Annotated in this window: 13 protein-coding genes; 6 read left to right on the top strand and 7 right to left on the bottom strand. The window is 74.1% G+C overall.

The annotated features are described in order from the left end of the window. Window positions 1-71: 71 nt before the first annotated feature. The 3 genes from ACIGNX_RS11285 (at window position 72) to ACIGNX_RS11275 (ending at window position 2,640) form a co-directional block, all read left to right on the top strand. Window positions 72-530 carry a MarR family winged helix-turn-helix transcriptional regulator gene (locus tag ACIGNX_RS11285; protein WP_396538767.1) on the top strand — a complete coding sequence of 153 codons (459 nt, stop codon included), beginning with the start codon at window positions 72-74 and terminating at the stop codon, window positions 528-530. Continuing rightward, complete coding sequence (locus tag ACIGNX_RS11280; RefSeq protein WP_396538765.1) at window positions 527-2,086, top strand: MDR family MFS transporter; 1,560 nt, start codon at window positions 527-529, stop codon at window positions 2,084-2,086. Before ACIGNX_RS11285 ends, ACIGNX_RS11280 begins: the two co-directional genes overlap by 4 nt. A gap of 107 nt (window positions 2,087-2,193) precedes the next feature. Then, window positions 2,194-2,640, top strand: coding sequence for a DUF6010 family protein (locus tag ACIGNX_RS11275; protein ID WP_396538763.1), 447 nt, complete (start codon window positions 2,194-2,196; stop codon window positions 2,638-2,640). Here ACIGNX_RS11275 and ACIGNX_RS11270 read toward each other — a convergent pair. Both ACIGNX_RS11270 and ACIGNX_RS11265 read right to left on the bottom strand, forming a co-directional pair. Further along, window positions 2,560-2,976 (bottom strand): hypothetical protein, encoded by a 417-nt coding sequence (locus ACIGNX_RS11270; RefSeq protein ID WP_396538761.1) that lies wholly within the window; start codon window positions 2,974-2,976, stop codon window positions 2,560-2,562. The two genes, ACIGNX_RS11275 and ACIGNX_RS11270, sit on opposite strands and share 81 nt — an antisense overlap. Continuing rightward, window positions 2,976-4,667: a PHP domain-containing protein gene (locus ACIGNX_RS11265; RefSeq protein ID WP_396538759.1), complete on the bottom strand. Its 1,692-nt coding sequence runs from the start codon at window positions 4,665-4,667 to the stop codon at window positions 2,976-2,978. The genes ACIGNX_RS11270 and ACIGNX_RS11265 overlap by 1 nt, the downstream gene beginning before the upstream one ends. Before the next feature lie 171 nt (window positions 4,668-4,838). Between ACIGNX_RS11265 and ACIGNX_RS11260 the strand changes: the two genes are divergently transcribed. Further along, complete coding sequence (locus ACIGNX_RS11260; RefSeq protein WP_396538757.1) at window positions 4,839-7,391, top strand: DUF4118 domain-containing protein; 2,553 nt, start codon at window positions 4,839-4,841, stop codon at window positions 7,389-7,391. Beyond that, window positions 7,388-8,068 carry a response regulator gene (locus tag ACIGNX_RS11255; protein WP_396538755.1) on the top strand — a complete coding sequence of 227 codons (681 nt, stop codon included), beginning with the start codon at window positions 7,388-7,390 and terminating at the stop codon, window positions 8,066-8,068. Before ACIGNX_RS11260 ends, ACIGNX_RS11255 begins: the two co-directional genes overlap by 4 nt. Before the next feature lie 209 nt (window positions 8,069-8,277). On the opposite strand, the gene ACIGNX_RS11250 is transcribed toward ACIGNX_RS11255, so the two are convergent. Beyond that, a complete protein-coding gene (locus tag ACIGNX_RS11250; protein WP_396538753.1) occupies window positions 8,278-8,511 on the bottom strand; it encodes a hypothetical protein in 234 nt (77 codons plus the stop codon). 173 nt (window positions 8,512-8,684) lie between these two features. On the opposite strand from ACIGNX_RS11250, the gene ACIGNX_RS11245 reads away from it, so the two are divergent. Further along, complete coding sequence (locus ACIGNX_RS11245; protein ID WP_396538751.1) at window positions 8,685-11,891, top strand: S8 family serine peptidase; 3,207 nt, start codon at window positions 8,685-8,687, stop codon at window positions 11,889-11,891. Window positions 11,892-11,896: 5 nt separating this feature from the next. Here the strand turns inward: ACIGNX_RS11245 and ACIGNX_RS11240 are convergent, their stop codons facing one another. The 4 genes from ACIGNX_RS11240 to ACIGNX_RS11225 form a co-directional block, all read right to left on the bottom strand. After that, complete coding sequence (locus ACIGNX_RS11240) at window positions 11,897-12,295, bottom strand: nuclear transport factor 2 family protein (protein ID WP_396538749.1); 399 nt, start codon at window positions 12,293-12,295, stop codon at window positions 11,897-11,899. 12 nt (window positions 12,296-12,307) lie between these two features. Further along, window positions 12,308-14,323 (bottom strand): FAD-dependent oxidoreductase, encoded by a 2,016-nt coding sequence (locus tag ACIGNX_RS11235; RefSeq protein WP_396538748.1) that lies wholly within the window; start codon window positions 14,321-14,323, stop codon window positions 12,308-12,310. Then, on the bottom strand, window positions 14,320-14,865 hold the full coding sequence (locus tag ACIGNX_RS11230; protein ID WP_396538746.1) for a PadR family transcriptional regulator: 546 nt from the start codon (window positions 14,863-14,865) through the stop codon (window positions 14,320-14,322). Before ACIGNX_RS11230 ends, ACIGNX_RS11235 begins: the two co-directional genes overlap by 4 nt. A 186-nt stretch (window positions 14,866-15,051) precedes the next feature. Continuing rightward, window positions 15,052-16,320, bottom strand: a complete 1,269-nt coding sequence (locus ACIGNX_RS11225; RefSeq protein WP_396538744.1) for a M28 family metallopeptidase — start codon at window positions 16,318-16,320, stop codon at window positions 15,052-15,054. Between the last annotated feature and the right edge of the window lie 66 nt (window positions 16,321-16,386).

Here is a 16,386-nt window from a genome sequence, read left to right as displayed (position 1 = left end):
AAACTTGCACAACGTGCAACTTGGGGCGATAGTTGTATGTGGCAAGCAAAGCGAGGAGACAGGGGGACGGCATGGACGCCGTCGCGCGTGAGCTGGAGGACCGGTTGCGCGACCTCATGCGGGTCGTGCGGATGGTCAAGCAGCGACCTCATCCCGTGCCGAGCGGCTTGATCGGCATCCTGGCGCAGATCGACCGGGTGGGGGAGAACCCCACCGGCTGCCACGCCAAGGAGCTGGCCACCAGCGCCGGGCTCGACCCGTCGACGGTCAGCCGGGCCGTGGCCGCGCTGGTCGCCAACGGGTTGGTCGAACGACGGGCCGACCCCGCCGACGGCCGCGCCAGCATCCTCGTGGTGACCGGCCGGGGTCGGGCGGCGCTGGCCGACGCCCGCGACTGGTACGACCGGCTGCTGGGCCGCGCGCTTGCCGACTGGACCCTGGAAGAGGTCGAGGCGCTGACCGGGTCACTCGGGCGCCTGACCACCGACATCGAAGGAGCCCTCGGCTCCACCTTGGAGGCCGCGCGATGAGCGCACCCGCCACCACCGACGGCACGATGAGCCACCGCCAGGTCCTGGAGGCCCTGAGCGGACTGCTGTTGGTGTTGTTCGTCGCGATGCTGAGCGGCACCGTGGTCTCGACGGCCCTGCCGCAGATCATCGGCGCGCTCAACGGCTCGCAGACGCAGTACACCTGGGTGGTGACGGCCACCCTGCTGACCGCGACCGCCGCCACCCCGATCTGGGGCAAGCTCGCCGACCTGTTCGACAAGAAGACCCTGGTCCAGGTCGCCATCGTGATCTTCGTGGTCGGCTCCGCGATCAGCGGTTTCGCGCAGAGCGCGGGCCAGCTCATCGCCGCCCGCGCCTTCCAGGGCATCGGCGTCGGCGGCCTGCAGGCGCTGGTGCAGGTGGTGATCGCGGCGATGATCCCGCCCCGCGAGCGCGGCCGGTACAACGGCTACCTCGGCGGCGTGATGGCGCTGGCCACGGTCGGCGGCCCGCTGCTGGGCGGCCTGATCGTGGACACCTCGTGGCTCGGCTGGCGCTGGTGCTTCTTCATCGGCGTGCCGGTGGCCGTGATCGCCCTGTTCGTGCTCCAGGCGACGCTGAAGGTGCGGACCGTCCGCCGGGAGAACGTGAAGATCGACTACCTGGGCGCGAGCCTGATCGCGGTGGGCGTGAGCGTGCTGCTGGTCTGGATCTCGTTCGTGGACGGCTCGTTCGCGTGGCTGTCGTGGCAGACGTTCGCCATGGTCGGCGCGGCGGTGGTGCTGCTCGGCGCGGCGATCGCCGTGGAGGCCCGGGCGGCGGAGCCGGTGGTGCCGCTGCGCATCGTCAAGCAGCGCACGACCGCCCTGGCGATCCTGGCCAGCGTCGCGGTGGGCATGGCCATGTTCGGCGGCGCGGTGTTCCTGGGCCAGTACTTCCAGATCGGCCGCGGCTACACCCCGACCGAGGCCGGCCTGCTGACCATCCCGATGATGGTGGGCGTGCTCGGCGCGTCGATCGTGTCCGGGCGCCTGATCACCAAGACCGGTCGGGTCAAGCCCTACATCGTGGTCGGCGCGATCACGCTCGTGATCGGGTTCTTCGCCCTGGGCCAGATCGACCACGCCACGTCGCTGGTGCTGGTCGGCGGCGCGATGCTGCTCGTCGGCGTCGGCGTGGGCATGACGATGCAGAACCTGGTGCTCGCGGTGCAGAACACCGTGCCGCTCAAGGACATCGGCGCGGCCAGCTCGACCATCGCGTTCTTCCGGTCGCTGGGCGGCACGATCGGCGTGTCGGTGCTCGGCGCGGTCCTGGCCCGCCGGGTCGAGACGGCCATCACCCGCGACCTGACGGCGGCGGGCATCCCGGTCACCGGCGGTGGCGGCGGCAGCCTCAACCTGAACGTGCTGCCGGACGCCGTGCAGCACATCATCCGCGCCGCCTACGGCGACGCCACCGGGCACATCTTCGTGATCTCGGCGGCCATCGCGGTCGTCGGCGTGGTCGCGGCGCTGCTGCTCAAGCCGATCACGCTGCGCTCCAGCCTCGACCTGGGCGAGGCGCAGCCCACCGAGGCGACCCCCGTCCGGTAGTTGGCGAGAACCCGTTGGGGTCTGGCACCGCGGCCACTGCCCAGTCGGCCGCGGTGCTCTTAACGTCCGGGGGGTACCTGTCCCCCGGACGTTGAGGACTTCCCAAGATGGTCGTGGTCTCGGCACTGCTCATCGGTGTGCTGTACGTGCTGGCGAACTCGCTCGTGCCCGAGCGGCACCGCCGGCCGTTCAACGCGGTCATGGTCGGCGGCGCCGGCGCGGCCTACCTCAGCGGCGGCGGGCTCGGCGGCTGGGAGTTCGCCATCACCGCCGCCATCACGTACTGCGCCTACCGCGGCCTGACGTCCTGGACGTTCATCGGCGTCGCGTGGCTCCTCCACACCGCCGCGGACGTGGCGCACCACCTGTACGGCAACCCGATCGTGCCGTTCGCCGAGCACTCGTCGCTCGGTTGCGCGATCTGCGACCCGGTGATCGCCCTGTGGGCGTTCGCGGGCGGCCCCGGCATCGGGTCAACGACCCCCGCGGCACTCGTGCGGGCTCTCGGCCTCCGCCGGGCGCGGCACGCCTCCGGCCGCGGGCTCCGCGAGTAGCGGCACCTCGCCGTCCCGGCAGACCGGCCGCGGGAACCCCAGCGCCTCCACCCGGTCGGTCGGCGCGACCTCGACGCCGATGCCCACCACCCGGTCGATCGCCGACGCCGCCACCACCTCGGCCGCCGGGTGCGTGCCGGTGAGCGCCGACCGGCCGGGGAACCGGGCGCACCGGCCGTCGAGCCGGTCCCGCGCCGCCCTGGCGGCCCGCGCGGCCGGCGTGTCCGAGTCGTCGAGCACGACCACCGGCCCGCCGAGCGCCACCGCCGACCCGGCCACGTCCACCTCACCCGACACCCGGGCGGACAGCGCGGGCACGGCGCCGAGCCAGGTCATCAGATGACGTCCACGAACACCGGGTTGGCGTAGAACCACAGGTCCGACCACGGGTCGGCGTCGCCGACGACGTCCATCACCGGGTTGCCGTCGGAGGTCAGCCGCTTGCCGTCCGACCCGCGCACCCGCAGGTAGAACGCACCCTCGACACCGCGGAAGGTGTGCGTGAACTTCACCGTGCCACGGGCGCCGCGGGCGACCTCGAACGTCTTGACCACCTTCGTCGCCGGCGCGGAGAACGCGTCGCGGTCGACGACCGGGCCGGTGACCGGACCGGCGATCAGGTCCACCTTGGCGAGCCGGGGCACCACGCCCGAGAAGTTCGGGCCCCGCGCCAGGTCGACCTCGACCACCACCTCGACGTCGTCGCCGCGCCGGACGAACGTGCGGCCGCCGATCGTGACGCCCCGGTTGTCGCCCTCGCCGAGCGAGCGCACCCGCAGGTTCAGCCCGTTGACGATCCGCCCGTGCACCGCGACGACCCGGCCGCCCTGCATGCCGCGCATCACGTCCACGTAGGACTTCGAGTCCGCGCCGACCAGGGTGGAGCTGTAGAAGCCGGGCCAGTAGTCGCCGTAGACCTGCGGCGTGCCGGTGTCCACGGGCGCGCCGCGGCTGCCGGTGGTGTTGTGGTCGCCCGGACCCGGCTTGTGCGTGTCCAGGTGCACCTGGTGCGCGTCGGAGGTCGCCGTGACCCACCACGGCCTGCCCTCGGCCAGCAGCGAGTCCCACAGGCCGCCGACCTTGGCGGTCATCCAGTCGAACCCGCCGTAGGTGCGGTACGGGTTCTCCGCCGCGTTCGGTGCGAAGCCGGGGAAGCTGTCCTGGTTGGGGGCGCCGTCGTAGTAGCCGCGCGCGCCGCCCCGCCCGCCGTCGGCGGTCCGGATGCCCGCCGCCTGGTGACCGGGCGCGCCCTCCATGCCGACCGCCACGCCGGGCGCCGCGTCGCGCCACCCCCGCAGCTCGTGCGGGCTGTCCACGCCGCGCCGGGCCGGGTGGTTGGCGAACATCAGCGCGATCTCCGTGCGCCCGGCGAGCACCTGCGCCTCCAGGAACCGCAGGGCCGCCAGCGCGTACGGCTCGCCGTCGGCCGAGGTGGCGCGGGCGATCAGGCCCTTGCCGCCGCTCGCGACCGGCGTGGACAGGACGCCGCCGTCGTAGGCCGCCTCGAACGCCCGCAGGACGTCCACCGCGGAACCGCCGGGCGGCAGGAACACCGTGGCGTGCTCGGCGCCGGGGATGTTCCACTCCAACCCCTGGTAGACCAGCACGTCGCGGTGGGCCTCGCGGGCCTGCTCGACGTCCGGCGCGACCTGGCCGACGGAGAACTTCTCGTGCGCCACGCCGCCGTGGTCGGTGATGACCACCCAGTCCAGCCCGTGCTCGCGCGCCTTGGCGACCTGCTGGGCCACCTCGTACTGGCCGTCGGAGGAGTACTTGGTGTGGATGTGGTGGTCGCCCGCGAACCAGCGCCCGCGCCCGCCCCACGGGTTCACCGGCACGGGCGGCCGGTCGTCGTGCGCGTGCGCCGGCCCGGCACCCAGCGTGGTGGCGACGCCCGCGGCGCCCAGACCCGCCAGGAACCGACGTCGCGCCACCGACAGCGGCCGGTCGTCCCGCTCGTCGCGCCAACCGCCCTCCACCTCTTCGTGGTGGTGCTCGTGGGTGTGGTCGTGGTGGTCGTGAGACATGCGGTGCTCCGATCCTGACCGAACGCGGCAGGCCGAAGTATCGGTTTCCGCCCGCGCGCCGGGGTGGTGCGCGGAGCCGAACTCCGCGTGAACACTTCGACCGGGCGTCAAGACCGCGTAAAGGGACGAGGTCCGGTCCCGCGCCCCGGTGGGCACGAGCACACTGTGCCCGTGGCAGGCAAGCGCAAGCGCGGCGAGCTGAGGATCTACCTCGGCGCGGCGCCCGGTGTGGGCAAGACGTTCGCCATGCTCGGCGAGGCGCACCGCCGCCTGGTCCGCGGCACGGACGTCGTCGTCGGCGTGGTCGAGACGCACGGCCGGGAGAACACCGCCGCGCTGCTGGACGGGCTGGAGCAGCTGCCCCGCCGCCCGGTCCGCGGCGACCTCACCGAGCTGGACCTCGACGCGCTGCTGGCCCGGCGGCCCGAGGTGGCCGTCGTGGACGAGCTGGCGCACACCAACGCGCCCGGTTCCCGCAACGCCAAGCGCTGGCAGGACGTCGAGGAGCTGCTGGAAGCGGGCGTCGACGTGCTGTCCGCGGTCAACGTGCAGCACCTCGAATCGCTCACCGACGTGGTCGAGCGCATCACCGGCGTGCGGCAGCGCGAGACCGTGCCCGACGAGGTGGTGCGGCGGGCCGAGCAGGTCGAGCTGGTCGACCTCACGCCGGAGGCGCTGCGCCGCCGCCTGGCCCACGGCAACGTCTACGCCGCCCACAAGATCGACGCGGCGCTCGGCAACTACTTCCGGCTCGGCAACCTCACCGCGCTGCGCGAGCTGGCGCTGCTGTGGCTGGCCGACCAGGTCGACGTGGCGCTGCAGCGCTACCGCTCCGAGCAGAGCATCACCGACACGTGGGAGACCCGGGAACGGGTCGTGGTCGCCATCAGCGGCGGCCCGGAGAGCGAGACGCTGATCCGCCGGGCCCGCCGCATCGCCGCCCGCGCGGGCGCGGAGCTGATGGTCGTGCACATCCTGCGCGGTGACGGGCTCACGGGGGTGTCGCCGCAGCTCGTGGCCGCGTTCCGGCGGGTGACCGAGGACGTGGGCGCGACGTTCCACACCGTCGTCGGCGACGACGTGCCGACCGCGCTGCTGGACTTCGCCCGCGGCGTGAACGCCACCCAGCTCGTGCTCGGCACGTCCCGCCGGTCGCGGCTGGCCAGGGTGTTCGACGAGGGCATCGGCGCGGCGACCGTGCAGGCGTCCGGGCCGATCGACGTGCACATGGTCACCCACGACGAGTCCCGGCGCGGCCCGCGCTGGAGGTGGGGCGGGGTGGCCCGGCCCCGGTCCCGCGTGCTGCTCGGGTGGGTCCTGGCGGTGCTGCTGCCGGCCACCGTGACGGCGCTCGGGTTGCTGTGGAGCGACGGCCTGCGGTCCTCGACCGACCTGGTCGGGTTCTTCCTGGCCACCGTCGTGGTCGCGCTGGTCGGCGGGCACGGCCCGGCGCTGACGGCGGCGTTCCTCGGCGCCGGGCTGCTGAACTTCTTCTTCACCCCGCCCTACTACAGCCTGGCCGTCGCGACCCCGGGCAACGTGGTCACGCTCGTCGCCATGCTGGTGGTCGCGGTCGTCGTCGCGCTCGTGGTCGACCGCGCGTCCCGGCTGGCCGAGCAGGGCGCGCGGGCCCGCACCGAGGCAGCGCTGCTCGCCTCCTACGCCCGCACCGTGCTGACCAGCCCCTACCCGCTGGCCCGGCTGCTGGAGAAGGTGCGGGAGAACTTCGCCCTGGAGTCGGTGGCGCTGCTGGAACGCCGGGACGGCGAGTGGGAGCGGGTGGCGTGCGTCGGCCCGCGGCCATGCGCCGAGCCCGACGACGCGGACGTGGACGTGCCCGTGACCGCGGACGTGCACCTGGCGCTGCGCGGCCGGGCGCTGCCCGCCGCCGACCAGCGGGCGCTGGAGGCCGCGGCCGGTCAGGCGCTGATGGCGCTGCGGCAGCAGCGGATGGCCGCCGAGACCGCCGAGGCGCAGCGGCGCGCGGAGACCACCGAGCTGCGCACCGCGCTGCTGTCCGCCGTCGGCCACGACCTGCGCACGCCGTTGACGTCGATCAAGGCGGCGATCGGCAGCCTGCGCGACGCGGACCTGGCGTTGTCCGCCGAGGACACGGCCGAGCTGCTGGAGACCGTGGAGGTGTCGGCGGACCGCCTCACCGGCCTGATCGACAATCTGCTCGACTCCTCCCGGCTGGCCACCGGCGCGGTCGTGCCGCAGTTGCGCGCGGTGACCTACGACGAGGTGGTGGCGCGGGCCCTGGCCGGCATCGACGAACGCCGCACGGTGTCGGTAGACGTGGCCGAGCACCTGCCGCCCGTGCTCGCCGACCTCGGCCTCCTCGAGCGCGTGGTGGCCAACGTGGTCGACAACGCGCTGCGGCACGGCAGGCTCACCCCCCGCCGCCGCGTCGACGTCAACGGCGACGGCCTGATCCGGGTCGACGAGCCGGAGGTCGCGGTGCGCGCCAGCGCCTACGGCGACCGGGTGGAGCTGCGGGTGGTGGACCACGGGCAGGGGTTGCCGAAGAACACGGCGAGCGCGGTGTTCGCGCCGTTCCAACGCCTCGGCGACCGGGACGCCACGCCCGGCGTCGGCCTCGGGTTGAGCGTGGCCAAGGGCTTCGTGGACGCGATGGGCGGCTCCATCACCGCCGAGGACACGCCCGGCGGTGGTCTGACGATCGTCATCTCCCTGCCGATCGCGGCGGCGAAGACGGCATGACCACGGTCCTGGTGGTGGACGACGACCCGCAGATCGTGCGCGCGCTGCGGATCAGCCTCAACGCCCACGGCTACCGGGTGCTGACCGCGGCGGACGGCGCGTCGGCGTTGCGGGCGGCCGAGGAGCGCCCCGACGTGGTCGTGCTCGACCTCGGCCTGCCCGACCTCGACGGCGTCGACGTGATCACCGGGCTGCGCCGGGTCACGACCGCGCCGATCGTCGTGCTGTCCGCCCGGCTCGGCTCGGCGGACAAGGTGCGGGCGCTGGACGCCGGCGCGGACGACTACGTGACCAAGCCGTTCGGCGTGGACGAGTTCCTGGCCCGGCTGCGCGCGGCCGTGCGGCGGGCGACCACGCGGCAGGCGCGGGCGGACGAGCCGACCGTGCGCGCCGCGTCGTTCACCGTCGACCTGACCGCGAAGCGCATCCACCGCGACGGCGCCGAGGTGCACCTGACCCCGACCGAGTGGGGCCTGCTGGAAGCGCTGGTGCGGGCGCGCGGCGAGGTGCTCAGCCCGCGGCGGCTGCTGGCGGAGGTGTGGGGGCCGAACCACACGTCGGCCACCCACTACCTGCGCGTGTACCTGGTGCAGCTGCGCCGCAAGCTGGAGCCGGACCCGGCGCACCCGCGGCACCTGCTCACCGAACCCGGTCGGGGCTACCGGTTCCAGCCCTGAGCCACCGGACGGGCGTGGCGGTCGGCGGGGTCCACTTCGCGGCCTTCAGCGCGCCGTCGGGGGTGGTGGCCTCGCCGACGACCACACCCCGGTCGTTCAACGCCGTCGGCAGGCTGTGCGCGCCGCCCAGGGAACCCGGGTGGACGACCTTCCCGGCACGTTGAGCGCCTGCCGGCCGAGGGCCACGCCGCCGGAGGCGCTGAGCACCGTCACGCCGGCGCCGTCCCAGCGCAGCGCCTGCGGGTCCGGGCTGCCGACGACCACGCCGGGTTGAGCCCGGAGGGGCGTCCCGCGCCCAGGTCGGTGGCCGCGCGGTGGGTGGGGCAGTCGGGGAGCCCGGGCAGTTCGGCGACCAGGACCGCTGCCCCGGCCGCGTGGGAGGTCACCAGCGGCAGTGCCACGGCCGGCGCGAGGACCGCCGCGGGCGTGCGTGACTCGGGCATGATCGCTCCAGTGCGAGATGTCCGCTGAATCGATCTCGACGCCAGCCCCGCCGGTTCTCCCGATGGGCGGGAATCACCCCCGTCGCGCTGGGCCAACCGGGTGGGACCTCATCACCGTAACTCCCCGAGGTGGTCAAGTCACTTGAGGTGACGGTCCGGTGAGGGGAGTTCCGATGGCGCGCAGGACACGGGCACTGCTAGGGCCGGTGGCCGTGGCGGTGACGATCGCCGCGGGCGTCCCGGCCGCCGCCGCACCGCCGGAGCCGGCCGCACGACCTACGGCCCCTCCGGCCGACGCGGGACCGGAGGGCACGGTCACGCTGCTCACGGGCGACGTCGTCGCGCTGCGCGGCGGGCGTGCCGCGGTGCGGCCCGGTGCCGGGCGCGACCACGTGCGGTTCGTGCAGCGGCTCGACGAGCACGGCGACCTGAGCGTGCTGCCGACCGACGTGCTGGGCGACGTGGCCTCGGGACGGCTGGACGCGCGCCTGTTCGACGTCACCGGCCTGGTCCGGGCCGGCTACGACGACCGGTCGACCCGCGTGACGCGGCTGATCGTGACCTCGACCGGGCCGGGGGTGGCCGGCGAGCCGCTGCCCGTCATCGGCGGGTACGCCGTCGAAGTGCCCAAGGGCACGACCGCCTGGGCCGGCATCCGGGGCTCCGGGGTGGCGAAGGTGTGGCTGGACGGCCGGGTCGAGGCGGCGCTCGACCGCAGCGTCCCGCAGATCGGCGCGCCGGTGGCGTGGCGGGCCGGGCACACCGGCGCGGGCGCGCGGGTCGCGGTCCTCGACTCCGGCGTCGACGTCACGCACCCCGACCTCGCGGGCGCGGTCGTGGAGTCGCGCAACTTCACCGACAGCCCGGACACCGACGACCGGGTCGGCCACGGCACGCACGTCGCCGCGACCATCACCGGCTCGGGCGCCTACCAGGGCGTCGCGCCGGGCAGCTCGGTGCTCAACGGGAAGGTCCTCGGCGACCAGGGCGGTGGCTACGAGTCCGACGTCATCGCCGGCATGGAGTGGGCCGCGGCGGCGGGCGCGGACGTGGTCAACCTGAGCCTCGGCGGCTCGACGCGCACCGACGGCACCGACCCGGTGTCGCTGGCCGTCAACCGGCTGACCCGCGCGAGCGGCGCGCTGTTCGTGGTGTCGGCGGGCAACAGCGGGCCGTCCGAGCAGACGATCGGCAGCCCGGCGGCGGCCGACCTCGCCCTCACCGTCGGCGCGGTGGACCGGTCGGACCGGCTGGCCGACTTCTCCTCGCGCGGGCCCCGCTGGGGCGACGAGGCGGTCAAGCCCGACCTCACCGCGCCGGGCGTGGGCATCGTGGCCGCCAGGGCGGCGAACGGCCGCATCGGGACGCCGGTCGACGCCGGGCACGTGGCGCTGTCCGGCACCTCGATGAGCGCGCCGCACGTGGCGGGCGCGGCGGCGATCCTCGCCGCCCAGCACCCCGACTGGACGGCCGCGCAGCTCAAGAGCGCGCTCATGACCAGTGCGAGCCCCAACCCCGACCTCACCGTGCACGACCAGGGGGCGGGCCGGGTCGACGTGGCCGCGGCGATCACCCAGGCGGTGACCACCGAACCCGCGTCGCTCGGCCTCGGCGTCGCCCGGTGGCCGCACCACGACGACGAACCCCTCCGGTCGCGGGTCGACTACCGCAACACCGGCCCGACCGCCGTCACCCTCACCCCGACCGCCGACCTGCGCGACCCGAACGGCGACCCCGCGCCCGCGGGCATGGTCTCGTTCACCCCGTCCTCGCTCACCCTGCCCGCCGGCGGCGAGGCCACCGTCCGCGTCACCGTCGACACCTCCCTGGACGCGCCCGACGGCCGCTACACCGGCGCCGTGGTCGCCACCGGCGGCCCCGCGCCGCTGCGCACGCCGATCAGCCTCACCAGGGAGGTGGAGAGCTACGACGTAAAGCTCACCTTCCTGGACCACACCGGCGCGCCCACCCCCGAGCACTCCTTCCGGCTCGTCGACGTGGAGCACCGCCGCACCTTCGCGGCGCACGACCCCTCCGGCACCGTCGTCACGCGCGTGCCGAGGGGCACGTACTACGTCGACGCGTCCGTCCTGACCCCGGCCACCGGCCGGCTGACCCAGGTGCTGGAACCCGCCCTCGCCGTCACGGGACCGACCGAGCTGGTGGTCGACGCCCGCGCCGGCAGACCCATCGGGCTGTCGGTGGACCAGCGCGAGGCCCGGGCCGGCTACACCGAGGTGTTCTTCCACCGCACGGCCTCCTGGGGCGAGACCGGCACCGGCTTCGTCGGGTTCCTGCCCGGTGACGTGCTGTTCGCACCCTCCCGGACGTCCGCTCCGGGCGCGGCGGGCTTCACCGTCACCGGACGCCTGGCCCGGCCGGACGGCGCCGGCGGCTTCGTCGGCAGCCCTTACCAGTACTCGGTCGCGTGGCGGCACGACGGCGCGGTGCCCCGACGCCTCGACCGCGCGTTCCACCGCCGCGACCTGGTCCGGGTCGACTCCGTGGTCGCCTCGGCCGCGCCCGGCACGTCCGGCTTCCGCGACCAGGTCGCGGGCGGTCCGCTGCCGCTGCGGATCACCGAGTTCTACGCGCCCGGCGTCGACTGGCACGGCGACTTCCTCCAGATGCCCGCGCCGCACGCCTACCCGCCGCAGAGCTACCAGGCCACGGCGCGGCCGCGCCGGTTCACCCCGGGCCGGGCGGTGGCGGAGAGGTGGAACGCGGCGGTGTTCGGGCCGGCGTTCCCCGAGTCGGCCCGGGTCGCCGAGTGGGCGGGCCGGCTCGGCGACGGGGTCGCGGTCTCCGTGCCGCTGTTCACCGACCAGGACGCCAACCACTACGGGCACTCCGAGACCACGGCGGCGAGGACCACGCTGAGCCGCGACGGCGTGCTGCTCGGCGAGTCGCCCTACGCGGGCTCCGTGTCCGGCGTGCTGCCGCCGGAGGAGGGCACGTACCTGGTGCACGCCGAGGCGGAGCGGGTGGGGCTGTCGTCACGCGTGGTCGCCGACTGGTCGTTCACCTCGCGGCACGTCGCCGGCGCGGAACCCGCGGCGCTGCCGCTGCTGGCGGTGCGGTTCGCCCCGTCGCTGGACGCGGACAACCGGGCCGCCGCCGGCCGGCCCTTCGTGATCCCGGTGTCCGTGCGGCGCAACGGCGTCACCGGTGTCGCGGACGTGGCCAGGCCGGTCGTGCAGGTCTCGTTCGACGACGGCGCGTCGTGGCGGCCCGTGCCGCTGGTCGGGTCGGGCGGGCGGTGGCTCGCGGCCGTCGCCCACCCCGCCGGCGCGCGGTTCGTCTCGCTCCGGGCACGGGCGCGTGACGCCGCGGGCAACTCGGTCGACCAGACGATCATCCGGGCCTACGGGCTGCGGTGAGCGCGTCAGCCCGGTTGCCCCGGCACGACGCCGTCGGCGACCAGGCCGGCCCAGATGGCCTCGCCGACCGCCGTCAGCGCCGACTGCGGCCGGATCATCACGGTGAACGTGCCGATCCGGCCGTCCGCGTCGAGCCCGATGAGGTCGATGCCCTCGACCTGCTTGCCGTTCACGGTGGTGCGGAAGTGCAGGACGTGACCGTCGGTCCCGTCGTAGCGGCCCACGTACCGGAAGTCCTCGAACGTCCGCTGGAGCACCCGGAACAGGGCGCGGACCGCGTCGATCCCCTCGAACGGCCGGAACTTCACCGGGCTGTGGAACGTGATGTCGTCGCTGAAGAACTCCGTCGCGCCGACGACGTCGCCCGCCTCGACGGCCTCCTGGAACCGCAGTGCCGCGTTCACCGGTCCTCCTGGTCAGATCGTGGCCGCGAGTCGCGTGCCCTGGTCGATGGCGCGCTTGGCGTCCAGTTCCGCGGCGACGTCCGCGCCGCCAATGACGTGGGTGACGACGCCGCGCGCGGTGAGCGCGTCCACCAGGTCGCGCACCGACTCCTGCCCGGCGCACACCACGACCGTGTCCACGTCGAGCACCCTGGGCCGCTCCCGGCCGGGCCCGAACGTGACGTGCAGGCCGGCGTCGTCGATCCGCTCGTAGTTGACCCCGGTCAGCTGCTCGACGCCCTTGGCCGCCAGCGCCGCCCGGTGCACCCAGCCGGTCGTCCTGCCCAGCCCCTTGCCGATCCGGGACTCCTTGCGCTGCAACAGGTACACCCGGCGGGCGGCGGGCGCGGGCCGGGGCGCGGTCACGCCGCCGCGCACGCGCTCCGGGTCGGTGACGCCCCACTCGGCCCGCCACCGCTCGACGTCGAGGGCGGGGGAGGAGGCGTGGGTCAGGAACTCGGCCACGTCCACGCCGATCCCGCCCGCGCCGATGACCGCCACCCGGTCGCCCACCGGCGCGCCGTGCCGCACGACGTCCACATAGGACAGAGCGCGCTCCACGCCGGGGATCGCGGGCACGCGGGGCACGACGCCCGTGGCGACCACCACCTCGTCGAAGTCGGCCACGTCGTCGGCGGTCACCCGGACGCCGAGCCGCAGCCGCACCCCGGTCAGCTCGATCCGCCGCCGGAAGTAGCGGATCGTCTCGGCGAACTCCTCCTTGCCCGGGATGCGGCGGGCGATGGCGAACTGGCCGCCGATGTCGTCGTCGGCCTCGAACAGCACCACGTCGTGGCCGCGTTCGGCCAGCGCGGTCGCCGCGGCCAGCCCCGCCGGACCCGCGCCGACGACGGCGACCCGCTTGGCGCGGCGGGTCGGCAGCAACCGCAGCGTGGTCTCGTTGCCCGCGCGCGGGTTGACCACGCAGGACGCCTTCTTCAAGGAGAACGTGTGGTCCAGGCACGCCTGGTTGCACGCGATGCAGGTGTTGATCTCGTCCTCGCGGCCGGTCTCGGCCTTGCGCACCCAGTCCGGGTCGGCCAGGAACGGTCGCGCCATCGACACCAGGTCCGCGTCGCCGCGCGCCAGCACCTCCTCGGCGACCTCGGGCATGTTGATCCGGTTCGAGGTGACCACCGGGATGCCGAGGTGCGGGCGGAGCCCGGCGGTGACCGTCGTGAACGCGGCTCGTGGCACGGAGGTGACGATGGTGGGCACGCGGGCCTCGTGCCAGCCGATGCCGGTGTTGACGATCGTCGCCCCGGCCGCCTCGACCTCCCGGCCGAGCGCGACCACCTCGTCCCAGGTCTGGCCGTCCTCCACCAGGTCGAGCGCGGAGAGCCGGTAGACGAGGATGAAGTCCGGTCCGGCGGCCTCGCGGCAGCGGCGCACGACCTCGACGGCGATCCGCCGCCGGTTCTCCGCGCTGCCGCCCCAGCGGTCCGTGCGCCGGTTGGTGCGCGGCGCGAGGAACTGGTTGATGAGGTAGCCCTCGGAGCCCATGACCTCGACGCCGTCGTAGCCCGCCTCGCGGGCCAGTGCCGTGGCGCGGGCGAACGCGTCGACCTGCGCCCGCACGCCCCGGTCCGACAGGGCCCGTGGCCGGAACCTGCTGATCGGGGCCTTGAGGGGTGACGCGGACACGCTGAACGGGTGGTGGGAGTACCGGCCCGCGTGCAGCAGCTGGAGGGCGATCTTGCCGCCGTGCTCGTGCACGGCCTGCGTGACGACGCGGTGGCGGCGCGCTTCGCGGTGCGTGGTCAGCTTGGACGACAACGGGTAGAGCGAGCCGACCAGGTTGGGGGAGAACCCGCCGGTCACGATGAGTCCGACGCCGCCGCGCGCCCGTTCGGCGAAGTAGGCGGCCAGCGCGTCGAAGTCCTTGGCGCGGTCCTCGTTGCCGGTGTGCATGGAGCCCATCACGACGCGGTTGCGCAGGGTCGTGAAACCCAGGTCCAGCGGTCGCAGCAGGGTGGGGTAGGGGGTCATCGCCGGTCGTCCTCCCGCATCGCGGCCAGCACCTCGTCGCACCACTCGACCAGCGCCCGCTCGGCCCGGATGCCGCCGCGCAGCACCAGGTGCTGGTGCAGCCGCCGTCCCGACAGCGCCGACCGGTCGGGGAAGTCCTTCGCCTCGATCGCGAGGTAGACCCCGAGGCGCTCGGCGTGCAGGTCCCGGTGCCGGGCGACCTCGGCGAGCAACGCGTCCCGGTCGCCCAGCGACGCGCCGCGGACCTTGACCGACAGGTCGTGCCGGATCGTCTCGGGCTCGCCGGGGGAGGCCAGCCACCGGGTCAGCTCGGCCCGACCGGCCTCCGCGACCTCGTACACCTTCTTGTCGGGCCGACCGTCCTGCGCGACCTCGTGGCAGGACACCCAGCCCAGCTCCACCATGCGCTTGAGCGTGCGGTAGATCTGCTGGTGGGTGGCCGCCCAGAAGAAGCCGATGGACTTCTCGAACCGCTGGGCCAGCTCGTAGCCGGAGCCCGAGCGCTCGTCCAGCGACACGAGGATCGCGTGCTCCAACGCCATGCCGACGACCGTAGCCGTGCAACGGGGTGCAGTGCAACTAGTTGCATAGGAGGCGGTGATCACGCGTCGACGAGGGCCGTTACCCTTCGCGGTGGCGATCCACTGGGCTGTTCGGCCCAGTCGAAAGGGGCGGGTGTGTCCGACGGGCGGCGGAGTGCGGGGTGCTCCGCCGCCGCGCGGTCCGCGTCAGAACTGGAGGGACCAGCCGTTGATCCGGCCGGTGTCCGCCGAGGCGACGTCCTGCACGCGCAGCTTCCACGTGCCGTTGGCGACCTCCGAGGACGCGTTCACCGTGTACGTCGTCACGATGTCGTCCGCGCTGTCGTTGCTGGAGCTCTTCAGCCGGTACGCCGAGCCGTCCGGCGCGACCAGGTCGATCACCAGGTCACCCCGGTAGGTGTGGGTGATGTCCACGCCCACCGCCAGCGCCGCCGGCGCGTTGCCCGTCACCCCGGTGACCGTGATCGGGCTCTCGACCGTGGTCAGGTCGGGGATCGTCACGTCGGTCGGGTTCTCGAACCGCGGCCCCGGCGGGGTGCCGCCCGAGCCGGCCAGCGTCCACAGGGCGTAGGCGATGGCGTCGCTGTTGCGGTCCAACGCGGTCACGTCGATGTTGCCGATCGTGTCGCACGAGCGGTGGTAGCAGCGGTCGAAGGCGACGCCCGCCGTGCCGCCCCACTTCTGCGCCTGCGCCGAGGTCTTGGTGGTCTCCGCGCCGGTGAACGTGCCGCCGACCGGGATGCCCGCCCGCGCGAACGCCGCGTGGTCGGACCGGCCGCCCACGCTCGTCAGCTCGGTCGGCACGCTGAACGCGGCCTGCAGGGTCTGCTGGAGCTGCAACGACCCGGTCGGCTGGCCGGAGGCGCTGTAGACGAAGTAGCCCGGGTTCGGCGAACCGATCATGTCGAAGTTCAGGTAGGCCTTGATCCTCGACCGCTCGGTCGACGGCAGGTTGTCGACGTAGTACGTCGAGCCCACCAGGCCCAGCTCCTCGGCGCCCCACCAGCCGAACCGCAGGTGCTTGGTCGGCGCGAGGGACTGCCGCGCCACGGTCAGCGCGACCTCCAGCAGGCCCGCCGAGCCGGAGCCGTTGTCGTTGATGCCGGGGCCCGCGGTGACGCTGTCGAGGTGGCCGCCCAGCATCAGCACGTCGTTCGGGTCGCCGCCCGGCCAGTCGGCGACGAGGTTGTAGCCGGTCGCGCCGCTGCTGCTGAACGACTGCACGGCCGTCTGGTAGCCGGCCGCGTCGAGCTTGGCCTTGACGTAGTTGACCGACGCCAGGTAGCCGGGCCTGCCGTGCGCCCGGTTGCCGCCGTTGTTCGTGGCGATGGCCTGCAGGTCGTTCAGGTGCGCCTGGACGTTGGCCACCGCGATGTCGGGCACGGCCGACGCGCCCGGGGCCGCGGTCGCGACCGGTGGGCTCAGCAGGGTGGCCGCGAGCAGCAGGGCGCTCACGGCCGGGGTGGTCCTTCTCGAGTGCCTCAAGGGCATGGCCGCCTCCGCAGGGTGTTGGGAAAGCCA

Source organism: Actinosynnema sp. NPDC053489 (assembly GCF_044544865.1).
In the GTDB taxonomy this organism is placed as follows: domain Bacteria; phylum Actinomycetota; class Actinomycetes; order Mycobacteriales; family Pseudonocardiaceae; genus Actinosynnema.
Note: the sequence above shows the minus strand (reverse complement) of the source record. Positions and strands in the feature narration are given on the sequence as shown.

Bases quoted from the DNA above. Each gene is read 5' to 3' on its own strand.
- ACIGNX_RS11245 (WP_396538751.1), top strand. From the start codon at position 8,685: ATGGCGCGCAGGACACGGGCACTGCTAGGGCCGGTGGCCGTGGCGGTG.
- ACIGNX_RS11285 (WP_396538767.1), top strand. From the start codon at position 72: ATGGACGCCGTCGCGCGTGAGCTGGAGGACCGGTTGCGCGACCTCATG.
- ACIGNX_RS11265 (WP_396538759.1), bottom strand. From the start codon at position 4,667: ATGTCTCACGACCACCACGACCACACCCACGAGCACCACCACGAAGAG.
- ACIGNX_RS11270 (WP_396538761.1), bottom strand. From the start codon at position 2,976: ATGACCTGGCTCGGCGCCGTGCCCGCGCTGTCCGCCCGGGTGTCGGGT.
- ACIGNX_RS11255 (WP_396538755.1), top strand. From the start codon at position 7,388: ATGACCACGGTCCTGGTGGTGGACGACGACCCGCAGATCGTGCGCGCG.
- ACIGNX_RS11275 (WP_396538763.1), top strand. From the start codon at position 2,194: ATGGTCGTGGTCTCGGCACTGCTCATCGGTGTGCTGTACGTGCTGGCG.
- ACIGNX_RS11235 (WP_396538748.1), bottom strand. From the start codon at position 14,323: ATGACCCCCTACCCCACCCTGCTGCGACCGCTGGACCTGGGTTTCACG.
- ACIGNX_RS11280 (WP_396538765.1), top strand. From the start codon at position 527: ATGAGCGCACCCGCCACCACCGACGGCACGATGAGCCACCGCCAGGTC.
- ACIGNX_RS11250 (WP_396538753.1), bottom strand. From the start codon at position 8,511: ATGCCCGAGTCACGCACGCCCGCGGCGGTCCTCGCGCCGGCCGTGGCA.
- ACIGNX_RS11230 (WP_396538746.1), bottom strand. From the start codon at position 14,865: ATGGCGTTGGAGCACGCGATCCTCGTGTCGCTGGACGAGCGCTCGGGC.